This is a genomic window from Streptomyces sp. NPDC006529 (assembly GCF_040611795.1).
In the GTDB taxonomy this organism is placed as follows: domain Bacteria; phylum Actinomycetota; class Actinomycetes; order Streptomycetales; family Streptomycetaceae; genus Streptomyces.
Genome location: NZ_JBEXPB010000020.1, coordinates 55,036 through 78,766 on the forward strand (window position 1 = coordinate 55,036; position 23,731 = coordinate 78,766).

At 73.1% G+C, this 23,731-nt stretch carries 18 protein-coding genes; 5 read left to right on the forward strand and 13 right to left on the reverse strand.

The window, feature by feature from the left end; translation table 11 throughout:
* Positions 1-5: 5 nt before the first annotated feature.
* The 12 genes from ABZY31_RS16520 to ABZY31_RS16575 form a co-directional block, all read right to left on the reverse strand.
* Positions 6-1,220 carry a GNAT family N-acetyltransferase gene (locus ABZY31_RS16520; protein WP_356410418.1) on the reverse strand — a complete coding sequence of 405 codons (1,215 nt, stop codon included), beginning with the start codon at positions 1,218-1,220 and terminating at the stop codon, positions 6-8.
* Entirely contained in the window at positions 1,217-2,452 is a 1,236-nt protein-coding gene (locus tag ABZY31_RS16525; RefSeq protein ID WP_356410421.1) for a hypothetical protein, read from the reverse strand. Before ABZY31_RS16525 ends, ABZY31_RS16520 begins: the two co-directional genes overlap by 4 nt.
* Entirely contained in the window at positions 2,449-3,570 is a 1,122-nt protein-coding gene (locus ABZY31_RS16530; RefSeq protein WP_356410424.1) for an Ldh family oxidoreductase, read from the reverse strand. The genes ABZY31_RS16525 and ABZY31_RS16530 overlap by 4 nt, the downstream gene beginning before the upstream one ends.
* Complete coding sequence (locus tag ABZY31_RS16535) at positions 3,567-4,967, reverse strand: dipeptide epimerase (RefSeq protein WP_356410427.1); 1,401 nt, start codon at positions 4,965-4,967, stop codon at positions 3,567-3,569. Before ABZY31_RS16535 ends, ABZY31_RS16530 begins: the two co-directional genes overlap by 4 nt.
* Positions 4,964-6,202, reverse strand: a complete 1,239-nt coding sequence (locus tag ABZY31_RS16540; protein WP_356410430.1) for a lysine 2,3-aminomutase — start codon at positions 6,200-6,202, stop codon at positions 4,964-4,966. The genes ABZY31_RS16535 and ABZY31_RS16540 overlap by 4 nt, the downstream gene beginning before the upstream one ends.
* 123 nt (positions 6,203-6,325) lie before the next feature.
* The gene (locus tag ABZY31_RS16545) at positions 6,326-7,396 is read right to left on the reverse strand and encodes a diiron oxygenase (RefSeq protein WP_356410433.1); all 1,071 of its coding nucleotides are present in this window, start codon (positions 7,394-7,396) and stop codon (positions 6,326-6,328) included.
* Positions 7,397-7,718: 322 nt separating this feature from the next.
* Positions 7,719-8,447 (reverse strand): TauD/TfdA family dioxygenase, encoded by a 729-nt coding sequence (locus tag ABZY31_RS16550; protein WP_356410436.1) that lies wholly within the window; start codon positions 8,445-8,447, stop codon positions 7,719-7,721.
* A gap of 767 nt (positions 8,448-9,214) precedes the next feature.
* On the reverse strand, positions 9,215-11,338 hold the full coding sequence (locus ABZY31_RS16555) for a serine hydrolase (protein ID WP_356410439.1): 2,124 nt from the start codon (positions 11,336-11,338) through the stop codon (positions 9,215-9,217).
* A 745-nt stretch (positions 11,339-12,083) separates the two neighbouring features.
* The gene (locus ABZY31_RS16560) at positions 12,084-12,455 is read right to left on the reverse strand and encodes a hypothetical protein (protein WP_356410442.1); all 372 of its coding nucleotides are present in this window, start codon (positions 12,453-12,455) and stop codon (positions 12,084-12,086) included.
* 115 nt (positions 12,456-12,570) lie between these two features.
* On the reverse strand, positions 12,571-13,104 hold the full coding sequence (locus tag ABZY31_RS16565; RefSeq protein ID WP_356410445.1) for a GNAT family N-acetyltransferase: 534 nt from the start codon (positions 13,102-13,104) through the stop codon (positions 12,571-12,573).
* A gap of 219 nt (positions 13,105-13,323) precedes the next feature.
* Positions 13,324-15,129, reverse strand: a complete 1,806-nt coding sequence (locus ABZY31_RS16570) for an ABC transporter permease/substrate binding protein (RefSeq protein WP_356410448.1) — start codon at positions 15,127-15,129, stop codon at positions 13,324-13,326.
* Positions 15,129-16,220, reverse strand: coding sequence for a betaine/proline/choline family ABC transporter ATP-binding protein (locus ABZY31_RS16575; RefSeq protein ID WP_356410451.1), 1,092 nt, complete (start codon positions 16,218-16,220; stop codon positions 15,129-15,131). The genes ABZY31_RS16570 and ABZY31_RS16575 overlap by 1 nt, the downstream gene beginning before the upstream one ends.
* A 236-nt stretch (positions 16,221-16,456) precedes the next feature.
* On the opposite strand from ABZY31_RS16575, the gene ABZY31_RS16580 reads away from it, so the two are divergent.
* Positions 16,457-17,047 (forward strand): VanZ family protein, encoded by a 591-nt coding sequence (locus tag ABZY31_RS16580; RefSeq protein ID WP_356410454.1) that lies wholly within the window; start codon positions 16,457-16,459, stop codon positions 17,045-17,047.
* Here ABZY31_RS16580 and ABZY31_RS16585 read toward each other — a convergent pair.
* Complete coding sequence (locus ABZY31_RS16585) at positions 17,025-17,834, reverse strand: DeoR/GlpR family DNA-binding transcription regulator (RefSeq protein ID WP_356410457.1); 810 nt, start codon at positions 17,832-17,834, stop codon at positions 17,025-17,027. The genes ABZY31_RS16580 and ABZY31_RS16585 overlap by 23 nt on opposite strands.
* A gap of 573 nt (positions 17,835-18,407) precedes the next feature.
* On the opposite strand from ABZY31_RS16585, the gene ABZY31_RS16590 reads away from it, so the two are divergent.
* Genes ABZY31_RS16590 through ABZY31_RS16605 form a run of 4 tightly spaced genes read left to right on the forward strand, consistent with a single transcriptional unit; the run spans position 18,408 to position 23,726 of the window.
* Positions 18,408-19,934, forward strand: a complete 1,527-nt coding sequence (locus ABZY31_RS16590; protein WP_356410546.1) for an NPCBM/NEW2 domain-containing protein — start codon at positions 18,408-18,410, stop codon at positions 19,932-19,934.
* Positions 19,935-19,960: 26 nt separating this feature from the next.
* Entirely contained in the window at positions 19,961-21,046 is a 1,086-nt protein-coding gene (locus ABZY31_RS16595; RefSeq protein WP_356410459.1) for a substrate-binding domain-containing protein, read from the forward strand.
* Entirely contained in the window at positions 21,043-22,614 is a 1,572-nt protein-coding gene (locus tag ABZY31_RS16600; protein ID WP_356410462.1) for a sugar ABC transporter ATP-binding protein, read from the forward strand. Before ABZY31_RS16595 ends, ABZY31_RS16600 begins: the two co-directional genes overlap by 4 nt.
* Entirely contained in the window at positions 22,611-23,726 is a 1,116-nt protein-coding gene (locus tag ABZY31_RS16605) for an ABC transporter permease (RefSeq protein ID WP_356410465.1), read from the forward strand. The genes ABZY31_RS16600 and ABZY31_RS16605 overlap by 4 nt, the downstream gene beginning before the upstream one ends.
* The last annotated feature ends 5 nt before the right edge of the window (positions 23,727-23,731 follow it).

Below are 23,731 nucleotides of genomic sequence, written 5' to 3' on the forward strand. Positions count from 1 at the left end.
TCGGCTCAGTCTCCTTGTGGGGTGGTGCTGTTCGGGCCGAGGCTGCGCAGCCGGCCGTGTTCGCCGTCCCCCTGGAGGCGGACGGTCTCGGTGAGGACCTGGTGGCCCTCGCCGGTGAAGTGGAACCAGCCGTGGCGTGCTTCGAGGTCGCAGCCCCGCAGTCTCTTGGCGTCGTAGGCGGCGAGGCCGTACCAGATGTCGCGGACTCCGTTGGCCAGCGACCAGCGGATGGTCTCGTGGTAGGTGAGGGCGAAGTAGACGCCCTTGGCCCGGTCGTCGTCGAAACCGGCGGTGCGCCCGAAGAGGGCGTCGCCGGAGCGGAGGTAGAGGACGAAGCCGAGGGTCTCGCCGTCGCGTTCGGCACTGAGGACGAGGGCGCTGTCGCCGACGGTCTCGCGGATCGCCGCGAAGTCACGCTCGACGCGCGGACGGCCTCCCGGCAGGCCGTACTTGGCGCGCAGGGCGACCTGGAGGTCGACGACCGGCCCGGTGAGCGCGTCGGCTCCCTCGCGGACCACGGTGGTGAATCCGGCCTCGGCGTACTCGCGCAGTTCGCGGTTGGCGCGCTTGCGCTTGCGGCTGACCAGGGAGGCGAGGTAGGCGTCCCAGTCCGGGGCGTCGAGGCGCAGGACGGATTCGGCGCCGAGGACGGCCGGGACGTGGCCCCGCTCCGCCGCCGCCGGGCCGAGGATCCCGGCCTGTTCGTCGGTGGCGTAGAGCAGGGCGTGGCTGGCGCACCCGAGGGAGCGGGCCGCGTCGTCGAGCAGCCCGGGCAGGGCGGCGAGGACCTCCCGGCGCTCGCTCTCGCCGCGGTCGGCGGCGTGGACGATGCCGTGGTGGGAGCCGAAGACGGAGAGCGCCACCGAGGGGTACTGGGCGCGGCGGGCCTCGGGGAGGGCGGCCGCCAGCTCGTCCCAGCGGGCCCGCTCGGCCCCGGTGAGGTGCTCGGGGTCGCCGAAGGCGCCGAGGTCGCCGGTCATCTTGGGCGCGTCGTAGAAGAGCAGGCCGCCGCCGTCGCGGGTCAGGAGCAGCGGGGCGAGGGCGGCCAGGGAGCCGTCGGGGCCGTGGACGGCGAGGTAGTGGGTCTCGTGGAGGTCGGTGCGTTCGGTGAAGCGCCACCAGCGGTCGTCGTCCCATATGACCGGGGGCCGCTCCAGGGCCGGGAACTCCCGGGCGGTGGGTCGGCTCGCGGGGTCCAGGACCGTGGCCGTGTACGTCATCGCGCCTCCCCGGCCGTTCCGGTGACCAGGTCCCAGCCGAAGGCCGCTTCGGTGTCGGCCTCGGTCTTGGCGATCAGGGCAAGCAGTTCGCCCTCGGTCGTGGCGGTGACCAGCCAGGTGGCGATGAAGTCGCCGGACTTGCGCCCGGTGTAGCGGGCGCCGCTCCAGTCCTCACCGGGCTCGGCGAGGACGGCGAAGTCCCGGGTGCCGTCGGGGGCTTCGAGGGGGACCCGAGTGATCCGCCCGTTGCGCGGCGGGAGGCCGAAGTTGGCGACGAGGGGGGCGCTGCGCGCGTGCGCGCGGACGGCGTCGAGGTCCACGGGCAGCTCGCATTCGATGCGGGACCACAAGTGCCGTGGATCGAGGCCGAGTACGGCCTCCAGCATGGCCGGGATCGGGGTTCCGCCGACCCGGCCCGCGATCTCGCACAGCACGATCTCGTCGGCGTCGGTCACGAAGAACTCGGCGTGCACGAAGAGCGCGGGCGCCGCGGGCAGGGCGTCCACCAGCCGCCAGGTCTCCTCCACCAGCCGCCGGTGCAGAGGGTCTTCGCGCTCCAGGGTCCAGCTGCCGTTGCCGGAGTCGGTCCAGTGCGAGAGGCAGCCGCCGTCGGTGTAGAGCGAGGGCACGGCCACGACGGGCCCGCCGTCCGCGTGCAGGGCGTCGACGTGGAAGAAGCGGCCCGCGACGAACTCCTCGACCTCGTGCCCGCCGGAGCGGATCCGGTCGGCGACGGCGGGCAGGTCGTCGGGGGTGTCCAGGACGGCCACGCCGGTGGAGCCGGAGCCGCCGCGCGGCTTGACGACGACCGGGCCGGGGTGGGCGGCCATGAAGGCGAGGACGTCGGCCGACGAGTCGGCCGGGGCGAAGGCGGGGACGCGGATCCCGCCCGCGGCGGCGAGTTCCTTCATCCGGACCTTGTCGCGGTAGGCGCGGGCGCTCTCGGGGCGCTGGCCGGGCAGGGCGTACTCCTCGCGCAGGGCGGCGGCGCGTTCCACGTCGACCTCGGCGAGGGCGAGGACGCGGGTGACCCCGTACCGCGCGCACAGGCGGCGCGCGGCGTCCCGTACGGCGGTGTCGTCGAAGTAGTCGGCGACGGTTTCGACGGCGAGGAAGCCGGGGCCGGGGTCGACGCCGGCAGCGGTGACGGCCAGCAGTCGGCCGGACTCTTCGCCGAGCCACTCGGCGAAGGGCAGTCCGGCGTTGCGCGGGCTGAGCAGGACCAGGATCATGCGCCCGCTCCGGTTCCGTGCTGGGCGGCGAGCGCGGCGAAGGCGCTCGCGGTGTGCGGGTCGAGGGGGATGCCGTCGGTGGCGCGCCGTTCGGCGGTGCGGCGCTGCGGGTCGCCGGGGACCTGGACGGGCTGGGTCGCCTCGACGCCGGGCCGGGTGCCGCGGGTGGTGGTGACCAGGTCGGCGAATCCGGCGGCGAACCCTTCGGCCCCGCCGAAGGCGGCCGGGTCCAGGCAGATCAGGAAGTGGCCCACCTGGCGGCTGCGGCCGGGGGCGGATTCGCCGATGTGCTCCAGGTGCCAGTCCGCGGGCGAGCCGGTGAGGACGGCGCCGAGGAGGGTGGCGACCATGGCGAGGCCCTGGCCCTTGTACCCGCCGAGCGGGGAGAGGGCGTACGCGTCCTCGGGATCGGTGGCGGGGCGGCCGTCGGCGTCGGTGGCCCAGCCCGCGTCGAGGGCGCGTCCGTGCTTGCGCCGCTCCTTGATCTCGCCGAAGCAGACCTGGCTGGTGGCCATGTCGAGGGCGAACTCGTCGCCGTCGTCGGCGGCGGCCACGCTGAGCGGGTTGGTCCCGTACAGCGGGGTCGTTCCGGAGAACGGTGCGACGCGCGAGGCGGCGGAGGTGGTGACGATGCCGACCAGGCCCTGGGCCGCGAGGTGGCGGCTGTAGACGGAGGCGGCGCCGAAGTGGTTGGAGTTGCGGACGCCGACGGCCGCCACGCCGTGGGTGCGTGCGCGCTCGGCGGCGATCCGGGCGGCGGCCAGGCCCGCGACGACGCCGAGGGCGCCGTCGGCGTCGAGCATGACGGCGGCGCCGGAGTCCCGCAGCACGGTGATGTCGGGGCGCGCGGTGGCGATGCCCTGGTCGAGTTCGGCGAGGTACTGCGGGAGCAGCCGCAGTCCGTGGGTGTCGATGCCGCGCAGGGAGGTCTCGGTGAGGGCGGCGGCCACGTCGCGGGCGTCGTCGTCCGGGACGCCCGCGGCCCGGAGCGCGGCGAGCGCGGTGGCGGTGGCGGAGGCGGCCGTCACCAGGGCGGGCGCCCCGGCGGCGCCGCTGCGGGCGGCGGGCACGCCGTCGGCCGGCGCGGCGGGGGCCGGGGATGCGGGGACGCTGGTCATGCGGGTGCCTTCCAGACCAAGAGGGATGCGTCGGCGTCGTCGGCGGGCGTCGCGGCGAAGCCGGTGGCGCGGGCCGCTTCGCCGAGCGCGGCGACGGTGGCGTCGGGGCGGGTCCAGACGGTGTCGGCGCCGTCGGCGACGGCGCGGGTGACGGCGGTGCGCAGCAGGGCGGCCAGTTCCGCCGCGCTCGCCCGGTCCTCGACGGACAGTTCCGTCAGCCGGCGCACGGTGTCGCTCGGCTCGCGGCCGGGCAGCGGCCGGCGGCGTTCGGCGAGCGAGGCGACCGGGGCGGCGTCGCGGTAGGCGGCGATCCGCCCGCCGTCCCAGCCGGCCCGCCCGGCCAGCACGGGCCGGACGGTGAAGGCGGGCCCGTCGAAGTCGGGGACGAAGCCGGTGCCGGGAGCGTCCGGCAGGGTGATCCGGCCCTGCTCGTCGAGCAGCACCCCGGTGCCCGTGTCCACCGCGAGCAGCGCGATGGAGTCCGCGTCGAGGTGGTCGACGTACGGTCCGAGGTGGGCGGTGGCCGAGACGCCGGCGCTGGATTCGGGCATGCAGCCGAGCATCGTACCGAGGCCCGCGGCGCGGGCCCGGCGCAGCATGCGCAGCGCCGGGGTGATCCCGCCCGCCTTCATCAGCTTGAGGTTGACCCCGTGGAAGGCCTCGGCGCAGGCGTCGAGGTCGTCGGGGCCCGTGATGCTCTCGTCGGCGTACACCGGGATCGGGGAAGCCTCCTTGAGCGTGCGGGCGTCGTCCCACCGCTCGCGCGGGAAGGGCTGTTCCAGGAGTTCCACGCCGAGTTCGCGCATCGCGTCCAGGGCGCCGAGCGTACCGGCCAGGTCCCAGCCGCAGTTGCCGTCGACGAAGAACGGGGCGTCGGTGTGCTCGCGCAGGGCGCGCAGGACGTGCAGGTCGCCGGGGGCGGCGAGTTTGACCTTGTAGGCGGGCCAGCCCGGCCGTTCCCGGAGTTTGCGCACCATCACCGCGGGCTCGTCCAGGCCGATGCTGTAGCTGGAGTGCAGGACGCCGGGCGCCTCGCCGCCCAGGTGGCGCCAGAGCGGTACGTCCGCCAGCCGGGCCGCGAGGTCGTGCGCGGCGACGTCCAGCGCGGCCAGCAGGAACGGCGAACCGGCGAGCAGGGGGGCCAGTACGGCCCAGGCGCCCTCGGGATCGTCCCCGGGCAGCGCGCGCACGGTGGCCGCGACCCGGCGCAGGTCGTCGTGCATGGCCGCGAGGGAGGAGTTGTAGCGGTCGGTCATGAAGGCCGAGGCCTCGCCGAACCCCGAACGCCCGCCCGCGGACAGCTCGATGAGCAGGCCCGGCTGGACCGGTATGGCCTCGCGCGCGCTGCGCCAGACGTCGTGGTCGGTCAGCCGGATCTCGTGGACCGCGAGCCTCATGCGGAGAACTCCGGGAACGGCGGGAAGGAGGTCCCGGAGGCGGAGAGCGGCTTGAGGTCGTCGTACCACTGGGCGTGTTCGTCGTAGGCGGCGAAGAAGGGGCGGCCGACCCATTCGGGGCGGCGGGCCTGCAGGAAGCTGAGGACGAAGGCGCGTTCGCCGCCGACCTCCGCGGTGCCGTGGATCATCACCTTGCCGGGTCCGGCCGACATGACCGGGCCGCGGGCGGTGCGGGCCAGGCCCGAGACCCCGCGCAGGGCTTCGGTGTAGATGTCCAGGGCCCGGACCAGCGGCAGGCCGAAGTAGTTGCGCGCTCCGGTGTCCCGCTCGACGAACATGTAGTAGGGGACCATGCCGAGGTCGACCTGCATCTGCCACATGCGGGCCCAGGCGGCCGCGTCGTCGTTGACGTGGGCCACGAGGGGCGCCTGGGCGCGGATCACCGCGCCGGTGGACCGGATCCGGGCGACGGCTTCCCGTACCGCCTCGGTCTCCAGCTCCCGCGGGTGCGAGAAGTGCGCCATGACGGCCACGTGCTTGCCCGCCGCGACCGACTGCTCGAAGAGGCGCAGCAGGTCGTCGGCGTCGTCGCCGGTGGTGAAGCGGGCCGGCCAGTACGAGAGCGCCTTGGTGCCGAACCGCAGGGTGCGCACCGCGTTCGCGCCCGGTGCGAGCAGGGGTTCGACCCAGCGGCGGATCACCTCGGTGCGCATGATCATCGGGTCGCCGCCGGTGAAGAGCACGTCGGTGACCTCGGGGTGTCCGGCAAGGTAGCCGGTCAGGTCGGCCGGGTCGCGCAGTGCCTGGCGCAGCTCCGCCTGGCTGACGAACTGGGCCCAGCGGAAGCAGTATCCGCAGTACGAGTGGCAGGTCTGGCCCTGGGAGGGGAAGACCAGCACGGTTTCGGCGTACTTGTGCTGGAGGCCGTCCAGGCGGCGGCCGTCCAGCTCGGGGACGTTGGCCTCCAACTGGCCGCCCGGGTGCGGGTTGAGTTCGAGCTGCGCGGCCGCGGCGGCCAGGCGCAGTTCGCCGCGCGGGGCGCCGTTGTCGAGCAGCGCGGCCATCCGGTCGAAGACGGGCGCCGGGAGCATGTCGCGGTGCGGGAAGGTCAGCCGGAAGATCGGGTCGTCCGGCGCGGCCGACCAGTCGATCAGCTCGTCGGCGACGTACTCGTTGACCTTGAACGGCAGCACGCTGCCGACCACGCGCAGGTCACGCACGTACTCAGCGGGCATGCCGCGGTCCTGCGCGAGCTGAGCGAGGCGCTCATTGGCGTAGTGTTTCACCGGAAGTCTCGATTCCTCTTCTGCTGCGGCTGCTGCGGCGACTGCTCGTGCGGCGACTGCATCGGCGGGGCGTCAGCGGGCGACGTGGGACTTCGACCAGTCGAACTCGACGAGGTCCTGTACACCCATCCGCTCGATGAGGGTGTGCAGTCCGGTGTAGTCGCGCACGAGGCGCTTGCGGCTCGTCTCGGCCTGGCAGTCGGCCAGCATCGCGTGACCGCCCTGCACCTCGGCGAGGTCCATGATCCGGTGCCAGGTGGTGTAGTCGGTGGCGACGAACGCCTCCAGCCCCTCGAAGAGCATGTCCCGGAAGAACGCGCCCTGTTCGGCATCGAGCTTGTCGTGCACCATCTCGGCCAGGACGGCGGAGATCGACGCGTGGCAGTACTCGTCGCGGTTGTGGAGCTTGGCGGTGCTGCTGTTGACCGGCTGGATGTGCGGGTCGTCGGCCAGCAGGTCGAGGTAGGCGTTGATCGAGATCTCGGACACGGTCGCGAAGGCGAGCGTGGTCAGCGACTTCTGCCAGCGGTGCGCGGCCCCTTCGCGCAGCCGCAGGTGCTCGCGGGCCGTGTGCGAGATGGGCAGCTCGTTGTCGGGCATGGGCCGGCCGCGCCGACGGCGGGTCAGCGCGCTGGCGTTGAGGTGCATGAGCGTGTGGTACTGCTCGTCGACCATGGCCTGCGCCAGCGAGATGTTCAGCGCCTCGTCCTGGAGCATGGGGTACTCCCCCTCCATCACGAGGGCGAACGCCGGGTTGGCCACCTTCTGTTCGGCCATGATCGTGTGGCGGTTGTACGCGATCCACGCCCAGCTCATCAGCTCCGACTTCTTCGCCGGGTCCAGCGCCTGGTAGGTGGGGTGGTCGTGGAAGGGCAGGATGCCCTCGGGGTAGTCGGGCCGGTCCATCTCGAAGAGGTCGTCGAGGTCCGGCTCGTCGCGCTTCACCGTGGCCCGGCGGTGCCAGTTGTTGACCAGGCGGCGGATCACGGCGGTCTCGACCTGGTCGTCCGGGTTGTGGCGGGGCACGCCCTCGGGCAGTCCGCGCAGCTCCTCCGGCAGACCGGTGGGGAACTCCTCGGTGAACTCCTGCGGGGACCCGTCGTGCTGGTCCGGGAGCGGAACGTTCTGGGCGATGGTGGTCATGGTCCAGCCTTAGGGATCGGTGTTCCTGGATGCGCGACGCGCGGGCGTTGCGCGGCGCGGCGGCCGTACCGGTGCGGGGCGGGTCGGCCTGCCGGCCGGGGCGCCGGGACGGGGTGGGGGCCGCCGCATCCGGGTCCCGCCGCCGGGCCGCCTCCGGCCGGGCCGCGCGGCCCGGGGGCGCGCGGGGCGGACCGGTGCGGATGGCCCGGCGGACGGGGCCCGGCGGTGGGCGTGGTCCGGCGGGGTACGGGCGGTCAGGGCGCGGTGGCGGTCAGTGCGGGATGGCTGCCATCGCGCGGGGGCCGCCGGTGCGCGGCGGCGGTCAGTGCGGTGCCGCGATCCAGTAGCGGGTCAGGTGCCGCTTGGCGTCGCGGTACGCGGAACGGGCGTGCACCATGCGCTGGTTGTCCCAGACGAGGACCGCGTCCTCGGGGATGAGGACGGACCGCTTCTGCTCCCGGAAGAACGCCTCGGCCTGCTCGGCGAGGTGGATTCCGAAGCTGCCGAGGGGCAGCTCCGCGGGGTCGACGGTCGCGTCGACCGGCGGGTCGTACTGCCCGGTGGTGAGCAGGTTGTAGCTGAAGCGGACGATCTCCCGGCCGCCTTCGGTGCGTTCGATCACGGGCCGGCGTACGCCTTCGGTCCCGACGCCACCGGTGTTGTGACCGACCCAGTCGACGTCGCGCTCGTAGAGGGCGGCCCGCTCCTGGGCGGGGAGCGAGTCCACGAACCGGCGCATGTCGGCCAGTTCGGTGTGCCCGCTGCCGCAGGTCGCCTGGACCCGGCAGTGCAGGGCCAGGTAGCTGGGCGTGGGGTTCCAGCCCGGGGCTTCCGTGTGGACGAGGATGGTGTTGACGCTCTTGGAGTAACGGCGCTCCTCGAACCCGGGAGCCGCCTTCACCTGGTACCGCAGCGAGCCGTCGTACTGCGGGACGAGTTCACCGAAGGCGCTGAGCACTTCGGCGGCCTGCTCGTCCGTTTCAATGCCTGTGAGCAGAGTGCAACCCTGTTCCGCAAGTTCCCATGCGTGAAGATCAAGGGCCGTGGTCATGACGAACTCCCCCGAGAATCATTGACTTTGAGTTGCCTGGCGATCGGATCGCGATCGCGCCGGACTGCATCCCGGGTCGATATTCGGGCAGTGCGGCAAGCCTGGCAACGTTTCGCACAGTGAGATGGGTCACCGCCGCCACCTGCAACCGAAACGGCCATCACCGGCCCCGCAGCCTGCGATTGGCGCCCTTCGGACACTACGGTTCGTATACGGGACTGTCCGGATTACGGCGATCGAATGTCAGATTCCGCACCGCCGCGCGAGCCCGGCCGGCCGTCGCCGGATGCCGCGACGGCGGAGTCGTGGACGGCGCGGCGGCAGCGGGCGGGACGCGCGATGCGGCGCGCCGCGCCTTTGCCGTAGCGGAACGGTTGCAAACGGACGCCGGGATCGACCGCGGAGCCGGGGCCGTGGGGCGACGGGGCGGTGATCCACGGCTCGGGGGCGCCGCGCGCCCGGGTCGGCCCCCTGCAGGCCCCAACGGCCTCGTGCGCCTCTCTCTGTCCGGATCTCGCCGTTCCACTTGGTCCCATGGGCTTGACCCGGCCACTCCCGCACCGTCCGCCCCGACGGCGCGGCCACCCCCTGCATACGCCCCCGCCCCGGTACTCCGTGGCGAAGGTCACCGCCCCCCGGCGCCGAAGCCGGCCGAAGCGGAGGCGGGGCACCCGAAGCGGAGGGAAGGGCCGGAGCGGGGTGCGCATGCGTGTGGGCCCCCGGCCGGGATCGGCTGGGGGCCCACGAACGGCCGAAGCGGTGCGGGACTACCTCAGGCGCAACAGCTTGGTCGTGAAGGAGGGCTCCGTGAGGTTCTCCTTGAGGGCCAGGGGAACCGTCGTCGCCCCGGGGCCGTCACCGAGCACCAGTTCGCCGACCGGCGTTCCCGCCTTGGCCGCGCGCGGCAGCGCCTTGCCGCCCTCGGTGAGCGTCAGCCGTACGCTCTGGCCCGGGACGCCCGCCAGCTGGACGTCCCGGGTGGCCACGAGCGCGGTGCGCTTGCCGAGCCCGTCGTCCACGTAGCCGACGACCTGCCCCTTCTTGACGGCCGCGGCGGCCGTCAGGGCGCCCCGTACCGACTCGATGATCTTCTTGCTGTTCTCCTTGACCAGGGCCAGGCTGTTGACGGCGTCCTTGTCGGGTGCGGGGGCGCGCTGCTCCAGGGTGGCCCCGAGGACCAACTGGTCCTTGCCGCCGACCGACTTGTACGCCGCCCACATCAGCGCGCCGCCCGCGGGCGTGCTGGACCCGGTCTTGATGCCCTTGATGTTGAGTCCGGACTGCAGCAGGCTGGCGTTGTTGTTCAGGAGCGCTGCCGGCAGGCCCGGGACAGGGGCGGTCGGCAGCGCCACGATCGCCCGGAACGCGTCGAACCGCATGACCGCCTCCGCCAGTTTGACCTGGTCCTCCGCCGTGCTCTTGGTACCGGCGTCCAGCCCGCTGGGGTCGGTGTAGGTGGTGTTCGTCATGCCGAGCGTCCGGGCGGCGGCGTTCATCTTCTCGACGAACGGGGCCTCCGAGTCGCTCCGGGCGTCCCAACGGGCCAGGAGGCGGGCCGCGTTGTTCGCCGACGGAACCATCAGCATCTTCAGCACGTCCTGCTCGCTGAACTTGGTTCCGACGCGCAGGCCCTCGACGCGCGACTCGTCCTCGGCCGCGCCGTCCGCGACCGCCTTGGCGTCGATCTCGATCGGCGGGCCGGCCTCGTCCTTCTTCAACGGGTGCCCCGTGAGGATGACGTACGCCGTCATCACCTTGGCCACGCTGGCGATCGGGACGGGCTTCTGCTCCCCGAACGTGCCGACGGCGCCGGTCCCGACGACGCGGATCGCGCCCTGGCCGGCGGCGGGCCACGGGGCCGTGTAGCTCCCGTCGAAGGCGAAGGAGACCACGGCGTCCCCGGTGGCCAGACGCGTCGGCGGCACCGGCCGCACGGTCTGCGCGACGACGGCCGCGCCGACCAGCACGAGCAGCACGGGCGTCCAGATCTTGAACCGCCGCGCGACGGTACGCGCGGCCGTCCCGGTCGGCGCGGGCGTGTTGGTGAGCTCCGCGAGCAGATCGAGGGCCGACCGCTCGGGGAGGGGGGTGGGAGCGGGGGCGGGGGTGGGTACCGGTGCTGGGGCGGGGGGTGCGGCCTTGGCCGGGGGTGCCGCCTTGGCCGGGGTGCGGGGGCTCGGTGCCGGGGGTGCCGTGGCCGCGGGGGTGCCCTCGTCGGCCGCGGGTGCCGACGCCTTGTCCCCATCCTTGGTGCGGGCCGGGAGCGCGGCTCGCGCGGGGGCGCCCTGTTCCTTGGTCCCGGCCTTGGTCTCGGCACGGGGTGCGGGCTCCACCGGGGCGCGGGGGGCCTGCGCTTCGGCCGTAGACGCGTCCGGCTCGTCGTCCGGTGCGTCGTCCGGCGTGGTCGGCACGGTGGGCGCGTTCTTGGCCCAGGTCGGCCTGGAGGCCGCTGCCGGGGGCTTCGCCCAGCTCGGGGCGGTGCGGGCCGCCGGTGCGTCGGCCGTTGCCGCGTCCGCCTCCGGCGGCGCCTTGCGGGCGGGCCCGTCCCCCGACGCCGGTCCGCCATCGCGCGACGGCTTCTCGTCCGTCGCGTCCGGTACGGACGTACCCCCGGCGGGAGCGCCCTCCTCGGCCCGCGCGAGCGACGCGCTGGGCTCCGGCTGGGGCTCGGCCTCAACCTCGGGCTCGGGCTCGGCCTCAACCTCGGGCACGGGCTCGGCCTCGGGCTCCGGCACGGGCTCGGGCTCGGGCTCCGGCACGGGCTCGGCCTCGGGCTCGGGCTCGGGCTCGGGCTCGGGCATCGGCTCCGGCTCCGGCTCCGGCTCCGGCACAGCCTCGGGCTCGGGCTCGGGCTCGGGCTCGGGCTCGGGCTCGGGCTCGGGCTGCGGCACGGGCTCCGGCTCCGGCACGGCGGCGGAACGTTTCCGCGCGCCCGCATCCGCATCCGCATCCGCCTCGGCACCCGACGGGGAGGCAGGATCCGGCTCGGGCTCCGGCCCCCGCGACGGAGCCGCCTGGGCAACTACCCTCGGGTCGACGGCAGTCCGAACCGCCGCAGCGCCGGTTGCCGACCTGGGGCCGTCAACGGACCGCGGGCCGACCGAAGCCCGTACGCCCGCCGAGCCGTCGGCGGACCGGGGGTCGGCCGGAGCGGATGCCGCCGCCTCATCCTCGTCAGCGGCGGACCCGGAGTCGGCAGGCACGGACTCCGCCCCCGCATCGCCCTCGCCCTCCGTATCCGCATCCGCATCCGCATCATCGGACGCAATGTCGGTCGAGACAGCTTCGGACCGAGCCGGGTCCGGTTCCGAGGCCGGGTCGGGCTCAGGCTCAGGGTCCGAGGCCGCGGCCGAGGTCGGCGCCGGGTCGGGGGCCGGGGTGGCCGCCGCTTTCGCGGCCGGGTCCTGCTCGCTCTTGGGCGTGTCGGGCGACTCGCCCGCCACTGGTACCGCCTTCATCCGTCGTGCCACCTAGCTTGTACCGGCCGGGACACCCGCCCGCCCTCTGTCTCGTGGTGTGGGTGGCGCCCCCGCGGAGGGCCACTCGATCATGTAGAGACCCCGGGGCTCCCAATGGTTCCCCGGAAAAGGGCACTGATGTCCGGTGTCCGGCTTTCTCCGGGCAGTGGCGGTCGGCCTACGACGGCCCCGTCCCCAGCCCCGGTACGAAGAGGTGGGCGGCGCGGTGCTCCGCCGCCAGCCAGGACGCCCCCGCGCCCAGCAGACCGGACGCCGTGGCGCGCTCCAGGGCCGCCCGGTGGTCGGAGCACGGTGCGCAGCCGGGGGTCCAGCGCGGGATGTGCTCCAGGTGCATGTTGGCGAGGTGCCGGGCCAGCCGGGTGCGCGAGACCCCGGCCGCCGCACCGGTTCCGGCCCCGTCCCGGGCCCCGTCGGCCGCCGCGTGCACGCGCTGCACGGCCCCGTAGAGCCGCACGCATTCGGCGCAGTCGGACATCCAGGCCGGGGTCGGCGGCCACTGGGTTGCGGGGCTGACGCCGTGGGCACTCATGGGCCCACCTTAGTTGCAGGTCACGGCCGGGCCGGTCGATGACCGGCACTCCCACCCCGCTGGCCTACGGCGTCCGGGGTGACGGCCCCGGCCCGGAGGCGCGCGATCGGGCCGCTCAGGCGTCGTACTCGGTCAGGTCGATGGTGTGGACCTGGAGGAGGTGGCCGTAAACGGGGTGGTTCGCGTCGCGCTCCGAGACCATGCCCAGCTTGCGGATCACGTTCTCGGACTCGTCGTTGCCCGCCCGGTTGATGGCGATGACCCGGTCGAGGCCCCGGTCCTGGAGCGCGAACTCCAGCGTGGCGTGCGCGGCCTCGGAGGCGTAGCCCTGGCCCCAGAAGGGCCGGCCGAGCCGCCACGTGATCTCCACCTCGTGCGCGAACTCGGGCAGCGCGTCCGGGACGGTCAGCCCGACGGCGCCGATCAGCTCTCCCGAGGCCAGCAGCTCGACGGCGAACAGGCCGAAGCCCTCGTCGTCCCACTCCTCCTCCCAGCGCTCGATGTCACCGGCGGTCTCGTCCAGGTCGCGGACGGACCCGTCGCCGATCCAGCGCATCACCTCCGGGTCGGCGTTGATCTCCGACAGCGGAACGAGGTCGTCGTCGTTCCAGCGGCGGAGGAGGAGTCGGGGGGTGCGGATCTCGGTCATGCCCTCATCCTGCCGAACGTCGCCGGTCAGGGGTAATCGGCCCCCCTGCGACGCGTCGCCCTCGGCAGCCCCCGCTTCAGCGGGAACGGCCCCGGCCGACCGGCTCGTCGCGCAGGACGTGTGCCGGTCGGCCGGGGCCGCGAGGGGGCGGGGGCGGATCCCCGCGGGCGGGTGCGCGCGCCTCGCCCCCCGCTCAGGGAACGGCGCGGGCACCCCCGCTCAGTGCGCGGCGACCGCCGCCTTGCCGCCGATCTGCGGGTTCTCCTTCAGCCAGGCGCGCACGGCTTCCTGCTCCTTGCCCTTGCCCGTCTGCTGGATCTTCGCCTCCAGGCCGGTGAGCTGCGGCTCCGTCAGCTTGAAATCGCGCAGCCACGAGGCCACCTCGGGCTCGTCGGCGGCGAAGCCCTTGCGGGCGAGGCTGTGGATGCCGTCGCCCTTGCCCCAGGCACCCTGGGGGTCCTCGAGCTTGGTCAGGTCGTACGAGGCGTAGGCCCAGTGCGGCGACCAGAGCACGACCGCGACGGGCTCCTTCTTGTCGTAGGCCCGCTTGAGTTCGGCCAGCATGCCGGGGGTGGAGCCGTCGACGACCTGGTACTCGCCGTCGAGGCCGTACTCCTTGAGGATCTTGCTCTTGAGCAGTCCCATCGCGCCCGCGCTGGGCTCGATGCCGATGATGCGGCCCTTGAACCGGTCCCCCTTGCCCTTGAGGTCGGCGAGGGACCGGACGTCCTTCATGTACGAGGGAACGGACAGTTCCAGGGAGGTCGGCCCGTACCAGGAGCCGAGGTCGTCGAGCTTGTTGCCGTACTTCGCCCAGTACTCGGCCTGGGTGACCGGCAGCCAGCCGTCGGTCTGGAAGTCGACCTGGCCGCCCGCGAGGCCGGTGAAGAGCGCGCCCAGTTCGAGCTGGCGGGCCTCGACCTCGAAGCCGCGGCGCTCCAGGAGCTCCTTCCACAGGAACGTGGAGGCGATGCCCTCGTCCCACGGGATGTAGCCGATGCTCACCTTGCGGCCCTTGCCGACATCGTCGGCCGCGGCGACGGTGGTCTCCCCCGGGCTGCCGAAGGCGTTCAGACCGCCCGCGACCAGGGCCAGGACGACCGCACCGGTGAGGGCGTAGGCGGGCTGGGGACGGTGGTTCCAGACCCGCTTCGGGCCGGTCGCCAGGGCGCGGGCCTTCGCCAGCGTGCGGCGGCCGAGCGGCGAGACGTGCCGGCCGAGCGCGCCGGTCATCCGGTCGAGGTACATGGCGAGGATGACGATGGAGATGCCCGCCTCGAAGCCGAGGCCGATGTCGATGTTGCCGATGGCGCGGTAGACGGCGCCGCCCAGGCCGCCGCCGCCGACCATGCCCGCGATCACGACCATGGACAGGCTCAGCATGATCACCTGGTTGATGCCCGCCATGATCGTGGGCAGCGCGAGGGGCAGCTGCACCTTGATCAGGGTGTTGCGCGGGGTGGTGCCGAAGGCGTCGGCGGCCTCGACGAGTTCGCCGTCGACCTGGCGGATGCCGAGTTCGGTCATCCGGACGCCGGGCGGCAGGGAGAAGACGATGGTGGCGATGATGCCGGGGACCACGCCGACACCGAAGAAGATGATGCCGGGGATCAGGTAGACCATGGCGGGCATGGTCTGCATGAAGTCCAGGACCGGGCGCAGGACGCCGCTCACGCGCGCGGAGCGCGAGGCCCAGATGCCCAGCGGGACCGCGATGACGAGGGTCACCAGGGTCGCGACGAGCACCAGGGACAGGGTGGACATCGCTTCGTCCCACAGCTCGACGGAGTCGATGAGCGCGAGGCCGGCGAAGGCGAGCAGCGCGGCGAGCAAGCCGCGCAGCCACCACGCGCCGACGGCCAGGATGCCGGCGAAGAGCAGCGGGTGCGGGAAGGACAGTACGGCGTCGAAGCCGTCGTAGAGGCCGGTGACGACGGTGGCGATCGCGTCGAACAGCCAGGAGAGGTGGCTCTGGAGGAAGTCGACCGCGTGGTCGACCCACACACCGAGGTGGAGGCGGGGCATCAGAGCGCCACCTCCTGCTTCTGGCGCGGGACGGCCGTACGGTCGCACCGCAGCGGCGCGCGCTGCTCGTCGCCGATGAAGGCGACCAGGCGGGACTGCGGTACGCGCCCCACCACGGCGCCGTCGGCGCCGGTGACGGCCACGGGGTGCGGCACCCGGGCACTGACCGCGCACAGCTCGGCGAGCGGGGTGTCGGCGCTGACGGTGGGGCAGTCGCAGGCGCGGTCCTCGGCGCCGCCGGGGCGGCCGGGGGCGGTCATCACGGCGTCCGCGGTGAGCACGCGGGAGCGGTCCACGTCCTGGATGAACGAGGCGACGTAGTCGTCGGCGGGCCGCATGAGGATGTCCTCCGCGGTGCCGAGCTGGACAATCCGTCCGTTGCGCATCACGGCTATGGAGTCGCCGAGGCGCATCGCTTCGTTCAGGTCGTGGGTGATGAAGACGATGGTCTTCTTCAGCCGGGTCTGGATCTCCAGCAGCTGGTCCTGCATGTCGCGGCGGATCAGCGGGTCGAGCGCGCTGAAGGACTCGTCCATCAGCAGCAGGTCGGCGTCGGTGGCCAGGGCGCGGGCCAGGCCGACGCGCTGCTGCATGCCGCCGGAGAGTTCGTCGGGCCAGGAGCGCTCCCAGCCGGCCAAGCCGCACAGCTCCAGGGCCTCGGTGGCCCGGCGCTCGCGCTCGGCCCGGGGCACGCCCTGGACTTCGAGGCCGTAGGCGGCGTTCTCCAGGACGTCGCGGTGCGGGAACAGCGCGAAGTGCTGGAAGACCATGCTGATCTTGGTGGAGCGGACGTGGCGCAGGTCACCCGGGCTGAGCGCCGTGAGGTCCTGGCCGTCGTAGAGGACGCGTCCCGCGGTCGGTTCGAGGAGCCCGTTCAGCATCCGCAGCAAGGTGGACTTTCCGGATCCGGAGAGGCCCATGACGACGAAGATCTGGCCCGGCTCGACGCTGAAGGAGGCGTCGATCACCGCTGCCGTCGTTCCGTCGGCGCGCAGGTCGTCGCGGTCGGCGCCGGCCTCGAGGGACCGCACCGCCTCCTCGGGTCGTCTGCCGAACACCTTGTAGACGTGCTCGGTCTGGAGCCTGGACACATGTACCTCGCGGGTCGCAGTGAGCACGGCGCGGCGGTCCGGGGACCGGCGGCCGTGGAGCGATGCGGGATCCGCCCGCGTCGTCCCGGGCGGCAGACGGCACCGCCCGGGGTTCGCTCAAGGGGCGCAAATGCCCCGTCGGGGAATGAGCAAACACAAAGGTGATCCAGTTCACGTTTCGGGCGCGCGCCGGTCCGGGTCCGCGTCAACCGCGGCGCCAGGGGTAGGAGGGCGCCATGACACTGACCAGGAAGTGGAGTTGGGGCGGGAAGCCCCCGGCGGAAGTGCCCGAGGAGCCGCGCCGTCGCTCGACCCGGCATCTCATCATGCGGACAGCGTTGGTGTTGCTGGCTTTTGCGGCGATGGTCGCCTTCAGCGTGGTACTGGCCCGGCTCACCCTGGAGCCCTCGGCCGCCTCGGAGGGGCTGACGTACAGCAATGTCCACCCCGGCCGCTCGATCCGCGCGTACATCGACCGGGGCACGGTGCGCGAGGCGGCGCGCCAGCTCGGGGGGAACCTCCTCCTCGGTGTCCCGTTCGGCGTGCTGCTGCCCGTCCTGGTGCCGCGGGCCCGGGGGCTGGCGCGGGTCGCGGTCGCGACCGCGGCCGTCATGATCCTGGTGGAGCTGATCCAGGGCGCCCTGGTCACGGGCCGCGCCTTCGACATCGACGACGTGATCCTGAACACGTCCGGCGCGCTGCTCGGCTACCTGCTGCTCGGGCGCCGCCTCGGCCGGGCCGTCCACCCGCGCCGGCGGCACTGGTGGCACCGCTGGTACCCGCGGCCCGCCGAGGAGGCCGCGCTCAGCCCGCGGGATCCGAGGTAAGGACGATCTCCCCCACCCGCTCGGCGATGGCCGCGGCCTCGTCGGGCGGGAGTGCATCGGTGACCAGGACGTCGATCTGGTCGAGGGTGGCGAAGGTGGTCAGCCCGACCATCGTCCACTTGGTGCGGTCGGCGAGCAGTACGGTCCGGCGCGCCGAGCGCAGGAAGGTCCGGTTGGTCTCGGCCTCGGCGAGGTTCGGGGTGGTCAGTCCGGTCGCGGTGCCGAGCCCGTGGCAGCCGACGAAGAGCAGGTCCACGTGCAGGGAGCGGATGGCGCGGTCGGCCACGGGCCCGACCAGCGCGTCCGAGGGCGTGCGGATGCCACCGGTGAGCAGCACCGTGGTGGCGCTCGCACCGCCGCCGAGCCGCGCGGCCTCGAAGACCTCCGCGGTCCGGATCGAGTTGGTGACCACGGTGAGTCCGGGGATCTCGGACAGTTCCCGGGCCAGGGCGTGCGTCGTGGTCCCCGCGCAGAGCGCGACGGCCGATCCGGGAGCCACCAGCGCGGCCGCCGCCTTCGCGATGGAGTCCTTCGCCGCCCGCTCCCACTGCGACTTCGCGTCGAACCCGGGTTCGTGACTGCTGGGTTCACCGCCGAGCACCGCACCGCCGTGCACCTTCAGCAGCAGGCCCTCGCGGGCGAGGGCGTCCAGGTCGCGCCGGACGGTCATGTCCGAGACGTGCAGGGAGCGAGTCAGTTCGTTCACCCGGACCCCGCCCCGGCGGCGTACCTCCTCCAAGATGTGCGCGCGGCGCTGATGGGCCAGCAGACTGCCGGGATCGGCCATCCTGCGGCTCCTCTCCCCCGGGGCGCGGCGCCCCGGTCCCCCGAGCATCGTGACGGCACGCTCCAGCGTCAACACGTTCCAACAAAGCGGCACGCGCCGGGTGTTGACCGCATGCGCACGCCTTATTGACATGCTCACGAAACGGCAGTGTGATGTGGGCCGTCCGGTTGGATTCCGTTCGATCCTGATGACTTGGCCCCCGGGAACGCTCGGCACCTCCCGGTCGGCAGGGCCGTTTCCGCACATCTCGGCACGCCCCGCCACGTACTGGCACGTCTTCGCACACCTTCGCGCACCTCTCGCCCCCAGGAGCCGTCCGTGCACTCGTCGCCTACGCCGCCCTCCGCGCACTCGTCACGCCCCCCGCGCTCATTACGCCCCTTGCGCTCGTTACGTTCCGCACGCACCCCGCGCCCGTTGCGCGGCCGTACCCTCCGGCGCCTGACCGCGGCCCTCTCGGCCCTGCCGCTCCTGCTGCCCGCGGCGGGCGCAGCCGCGCTCGCCGGAGCCGTGGTGGTCACCACCGCGACGCCCGCCGCCGCCCTGCCCGACGGCCAGGCGCTCGTCCCGCCCATGGGCTTCAACAACTGGAACTCCACCCACTGCCGGGCCGAGTTCAACGAGAGCATGGTCAAGGGCATAGCCGACCTGTTCGTCTCCAAAGGGCTGAAGGCCGCCGGCTACCAGTACGTCAACCTCGACGACTGCTGGGCGCTGCCCAACCGCAACGCCCAGGGCAACCTGGTCCCCGACCCGGTCCGCTTCCCGAACGGCATCAAGGCCCTCGCCGACTACGTCCACGGCAAGGGGCTCAAGTTCGGCGTCTACACCAGCGCCGGCACCAAGACCTGCGACACGGCGGGCTTCCCGGGCGGCCTGGGCCACGAGCAGCAGGACGCCAACCTCTTCGCTTCCTTCGGCGTCGACTACCTCAAGTACGACAACTGCAACAACCAGGGCGTGGACGCCAAGAAGCGGTACACCGCCATGCGGGACGCGCTCAGGAACACGGGACGGCCCATCGTGTTCTCGCTGTGCGAATGGGGCCAGAACCAGCCCTGGAACTGGGGTGCCGACGTCGGCCACCTGTGGCGCACCACCGGCGACATCAGCGACAGCTGGACCTCGATGATCGGCATCGCGCACGCCAACCAGGGTCTCGCGCCGTACGCCGGACCCGGCCACTGGAACGACCCCGACATGCTGGAGGTCGGCAACGGCGGCATGACCGCCACCGAGTACCGGACCCACTTCAGCCTCTGGTCGATGATGGCCGCCCCCCTCCTCATCGGCAGCGACCTGCGCACGGCCGGAGCGGAGACCCTCTCGATCCTCTCCAACACCGACGTCATCGCCGTCGACCAGGACCCGCTCGGGCGGCAGGGCACGGTGGTCTCCGCCAACGGCGGCCTGGTGGTCATGGTCAAGGAACTGCAGAACGGCGACCGGGCCGTGTCCCTGACCAACGAGACCGGCTCCACGGCCACGGTGTCCACCACCCTGGACGCGCTGGGCATCGGCGGCCGCGCGCCGTACGCGCTCAAGGACCTGTGGACCAAGGCCACGTCGACGAGCAACGGCCCGGGCCTGAGCGCCTCGGTCGCCCCGCACGCCACCACGGTCCTGCGGATCACCCCCGGCGCCCTCCCGCTCCCTCCCGCGGGCACCTCTCAGCTCTCCGACCTGTCCTGGACCGGCGCCACCAGCGGGTGGGGGCCGGTGGAGAAGGACCGCAGCAACGGCGAGCAGGCCGCCGGTGACGGCCGCACGCTCACCATCGGCGCAGTGACGTACGCCAAGGGTCTGGGCGTGCACGCGGCCAGCACCGTCACCTACCACCTGGGCGGCCGGTGCAGCACGCTCACCGTGAACGTGGGCGTCGACGACGAGAAGAGCAGCAACGGCTCGGTGGTCTTCCAGATCTACCGGGACGGCGTCAAGGCCGCCGACAGCGGTCTGCTCACCACGGCCGACGCACCGCGCGGGCTGAGCGCCGATCTCAGCGGCGGCCAGACGCTGAAGCTCGTCGTGACCGACGGCGGCAACGGCATCAACTCCGACCACGCGGACTGGGCCGCTCCCCGGCTCACCTGCAACTGACCCTCGCCGCAAGGGAGTCCATAGGCATGCGCACCCGCCCCTCGCCCCGCACGATCCCGTCCCGCACACCCGCGTTCCGTACGGTCCACCGCGCCGCGGCGCTGACCGTCGCCCTCGCGCTCACGCTCAGCGTGGGCGCCTGCTCGTCCGGCAAGCCGTCCGGCGGCGGCGGGGGGAAGGGCCCGGCCGACGGCCCGCTGTCCATCGCCTACCTCCAGAAGCAGGGAGACCAGGAGTACTTCGTCTCCGAGGCCGCCGGCGCGCGGCGCAGGGCCGACGAACTGGGCATCAGGCTCCGGGTGGTCAACCTCGGCAACGACGCGTCCAAGACCATCACAGAGGTGAAGTCGGCGGCCGCGCAGAAGAACCAGGGCATCATCATCGTGGTGCCGGAGTCGGCGGTCGGGCCGCAGGTGGTCGCCGAGGCGAGGAACGCCGGTATCGCGCTGCTCACTTCGGACGACCAGGTGTGCGCGAACGGCCCCCGGCCCGCGGACTGCGACAAGGCGAACCTGGTGCCGAGGGTGGGCTTCTCCGGCGTCCAGATGGGCAACGAGGTCGGCAAACGGGCCGCCGCCGAGTTCTTGAAGGCGGGCTGGAGCGCCGCGGACACCCGGATCGTCTACGCCTGGAAGCAGGACACCACCGTCTGCACCGACCGGGTCAACGGCGCCAAAGCCGCGTGGAAGGAGGCCGGCGGCCCGGAGGTGCGGGCCGTCGAGGTCGGCACGGACAACACCCCGGCGGGCGCGCAGGCCAAGGTCGAGGCCACCGTGACCGCCAACCAGGGCGTACGGCACTGGGTGGTCATGGGCTGCAACGACGAGAACGTCTCGGGCGGGGTCAAGGGCCTCAACAACGCCGGGGTGAAGGGCGCCGACATCATCGGCATCGGCCTCGGCGCCTATCTGGCCTGCAAGGACTGGCAGGCGGGCGCCGACAACGGCATGAAGGCGGCGCTGTACATCCCCGGCGACGAGGTCGGGAAGCTGGCCGTCCAGGCCATGTACGACAAGCTCAAGAACGGCAAGGAGTTCGCCCCGGAGTCCTTCGCACCGACCCGGATGGTCGACGCGGAGCACTGGAAAGACGCCGGGTTGAGCTGCGCATGAGCGGCGTCGACAAGGACGGGGCGGACGGGCTGCGCGTGACGGGCCTCGCCAAGAGTTACGGCGGCGGCGCGGTACGGGCGCTGCTCGGGGTGGACCTGGACTTCCCCGCGGGCACCGTCACCGCCCTGATGGGTGAGAACGGCGCGGGCAAGTCCACCCTGCTCAAGATCGTCTGCGGCGACCAGGCCGCCGACTCCGGCACGGTGGCACTCGACGGCGTCCCGCTGCACCTGCACTCCCCCGCCGCCGCCCGCGCGGCCGGGATCCGGCTCATCCCGCAGGAGCCGGAGATCGTCCCGCACCTCAGCGTCGCCGAGAACGTCTATCTCGGCGCCCTGCCGACCCGGACCGGGCGTCGCTTCGACCGGGCGGGGCTGCGCCGGCGCCTGCGGGCGGACCTGCTGCGGATCGGCTTCGCCGAGGTGCTCGACGCCGACACACCCGGCGCCGATCTGACCGCCGCCCAGCGGCAGTTGGTGGAGATCCTGCGGGCCCTGACCGGAGAGGCGAGGGTCATCGCCTTCGACGAACCGACCTCCTCCCTGTCGGAGCACGAGGTGGCGGCCCTGTTCGCACTCATCCGCCGGCTCCGCGCGGACGGCCTGGCCGTGGTGTACGTGTCGCACCGGATGCGGGAGATCTTCCAACTCGCCGACCGGGTCGCGGTATTGCGCGACGGTGCGCTGGTCGGCGTACGGGACGCGGCGGCCACCGACGAGAGCGAGATCGTCCGGATGATGGTCGGCCGGGACCTCTCGGCCCTCTTCGCCCGCTCGCACGTGGCCACGGACCGGGTCGTCCTGGACGTCCGGGACGTGTGCACCGAGGACGTGAGCGGGGTCAGCCTGCGGGTCCGGGCCGGGGAGGTGGTGGCGCTCGCCGGGCTCGTCGGCGCCGGACGCTCCGAACTCGCCCGGGCCCTGGTCGGCGACCTCCCGCTGCGCGGCGGGACGGTCGCGGTCGACGGCCGCGCCGTGCGGCTGCGCCGCCCCTCCGACGCCGTGCGCGCCGGGATCGGCCTGGCTCCCGAGGAGCGCAAGGCGCAGGCGCTCTTCATGGACCGCTCGGTCCGGGACAACACCACGCTGGTGATGCTGGGGCGGCTCAGCCGCCTGCGGTTCGTCCGCCGGGGCGCGGAGCGGCGCCTCGCGCGGGAGTTCACCGACCGGCTGCGGGTGCGCGCGCCCTCCATCGAACACGAGGTGCGCGGGCTCTCCGGCGGCAATCAGCAGAAGGTGGTGCTCGCCCGCTGGCTGGCGCGCCGCCCGAAGGTCCTCATCCTCGACGAACCGACGCGCGGCATCGACGTCGGTGCGAAGGCCGAGATCTACCGGATCATCGCGGACCTCGCCGGAGCCGGGGTGGCGCTGCTGGTGATCTCCTCCGAGCTGCCGGAGGTGCTGGGCCTGGCGGACCGGGTGCTGGTCATGCAGGGAGGCAGGATCACGGGCGAGCTGAGCCGCTCCGAAGCCACCGAGGAGCGGGTCCTCGCGCTGGCCATGGCCGACGACCTGACCCCGGGCGACGGCGCGCACGACCGTACGCACGACAGCGGAGGACGGACATGAGGACGAGGACGGCTCCCCCCGAGGAACCGGGGAACCCGAACGGACCCCGGGCAGCCGCGGACCCCGAGAACCTTGAGAACCCCGAAGGCCCCGGGACCGCCGAGGCCCCTGGGACTCCCGGGGCCCGGCAGCCGGGCCGCGCGGCGGCCCGGCTCCGCGCCGTCGGGGGCCAGAACGCCGGGCTGATCGGCGGCCTGATCCTCGTGACGGCCCTCTTCGGATCGCTCAACCCGGCCTACCTCACCTGGGCCAACATCAAGGTGATCGGCGACGCGGTGACCATCTCGGGGCTGCTGGCGCTGGTGCAGACGGTGGTGATCATCTGCGGCGCCCTGGACATCTCCGTCGGCTCGCAGGTCGGCGTCGCCTCCGTCGTCTCCGCCATGGTGTTCACCTCGACCGGCTCGCACGCACTGCTCGGCATCGCCGCGGCGCTCGGCGTGGGCCTGCTCGCCGGTCTCCTCAACGGTGCGGTGATCGTCTACGGCCGGATCAACCCGGTGATCGCCACGCTGGCCACCCTGGCCGTGTACAAGGGCGTCGCGCAGCTCCTGTCGAAGGGTGCGGCGCAGGGCTACGTCAGCAACGACGACGTCTTCGTGTTCCTGGCCAACGGCGCCATCGCCGGCGTGCCCGTGCTGCTGTGGGTGCTCGCCGCGGTGACCGCGTGCATCCACCTGCTGCTGAAGTACACGGACATCGGCCGCAACATCTACGCGATCGGCGGCAACGACACGGCGGCCCGGCTGGCCGGGATCCACATCAACAAGTACCTCATCGCGGTCTACGGCCTGGCCGGGGTCGTCGCCGCCGTCGCCGGGATCCTGCTGACCGCCCGCACCGGCTTCGGCCACCCCGTCTCGGGCAGCGAGGGCCTGGAGCTGAAGGCGATCACCGCCGCCGCCCTGGGCGGCTGCCTGCTCACCGGCGGCCGCGGCGGGGTCGGCGGCACCCTGCTGGCGATCACCCTGCTGGGAGCCCTGGACAACGGCCTGACCGTCGAGGGCGTCAACCCCTTCTGGCAGAACGTCGCCCAGGGCACCTTGCTGGTCGCGGCCGTCGTCATCCAGAAGCGCCGCACGCACGAACGCCGCGTGGGCCTTCCCACCTGACGCCG

Excerpts from the sequence above, each read along its gene's own strand:
- ABZY31_RS16605 (WP_356410465.1), top strand. The coding sequence starts at position 22,611 with ATGAGGACGAGGACGGCTCCCCCCGAGGAACCGGGGAACCCGAACGGA.
- ABZY31_RS16580 (WP_356410454.1), top strand. The coding sequence starts at position 16,457 with ATGACACTGACCAGGAAGTGGAGTTGGGGCGGGAAGCCCCCGGCGGAA.
- ABZY31_RS16545 (WP_356410433.1), bottom strand. The coding sequence starts at position 7,396 with ATGACCACCATCGCCCAGAACGTTCCGCTCCCGGACCAGCACGACGGG.
- ABZY31_RS16525 (WP_356410421.1), bottom strand. The coding sequence starts at position 2,452 with ATGATCCTGGTCCTGCTCAGCCCGCGCAACGCCGGACTGCCCTTCGCC.
- ABZY31_RS16550 (WP_356410436.1), bottom strand. The coding sequence starts at position 8,447 with ATGACCACGGCCCTTGATCTTCACGCATGGGAACTTGCGGAACAGGGT.
- ABZY31_RS16570 (WP_356410448.1), bottom strand. The coding sequence starts at position 15,129 with ATGCCCCGCCTCCACCTCGGTGTGTGGGTCGACCACGCGGTCGACTTC.
- ABZY31_RS16600 (WP_356410462.1), top strand. The coding sequence starts at position 21,043 with ATGAGCGGCGTCGACAAGGACGGGGCGGACGGGCTGCGCGTGACGGGC.
- ABZY31_RS16530 (WP_356410424.1), bottom strand. The coding sequence starts at position 3,570 with ATGACCAGCGTCCCCGCATCCCCGGCCCCCGCCGCGCCGGCCGACGGC.
- ABZY31_RS16565 (WP_356410445.1), bottom strand. The coding sequence starts at position 13,104 with ATGACCGAGATCCGCACCCCCCGACTCCTCCTCCGCCGCTGGAACGAC.
- ABZY31_RS16595 (WP_356410459.1), top strand. The coding sequence starts at position 19,961 with ATGCGCACCCGCCCCTCGCCCCGCACGATCCCGTCCCGCACACCCGCG.
- ABZY31_RS16535 (WP_356410427.1), bottom strand. The coding sequence starts at position 4,967 with ATGAGGCTCGCGGTCCACGAGATCCGGCTGACCGACCACGACGTCTGG.
- ABZY31_RS16585 (WP_356410457.1), bottom strand. The coding sequence starts at position 17,834 with ATGGCCGATCCCGGCAGTCTGCTGGCCCATCAGCGCCGCGCGCACATC.
- ABZY31_RS16540 (WP_356410430.1), bottom strand. The coding sequence starts at position 6,202 with ATGCCCGCTGAGTACGTGCGTGACCTGCGCGTGGTCGGCAGCGTGCTG.
- ABZY31_RS16520 (WP_356410418.1), bottom strand. The coding sequence starts at position 1,220 with ATGACGTACACGGCCACGGTCCTGGACCCCGCGAGCCGACCCACCGCC.
- ABZY31_RS16590 (WP_356410546.1), top strand. The coding sequence starts at position 18,408 with ATGGGCTTCAACAACTGGAACTCCACCCACTGCCGGGCCGAGTTCAAC.
- ABZY31_RS16560 (WP_356410442.1), bottom strand. The coding sequence starts at position 12,455 with ATGAGTGCCCACGGCGTCAGCCCCGCAACCCAGTGGCCGCCGACCCCG.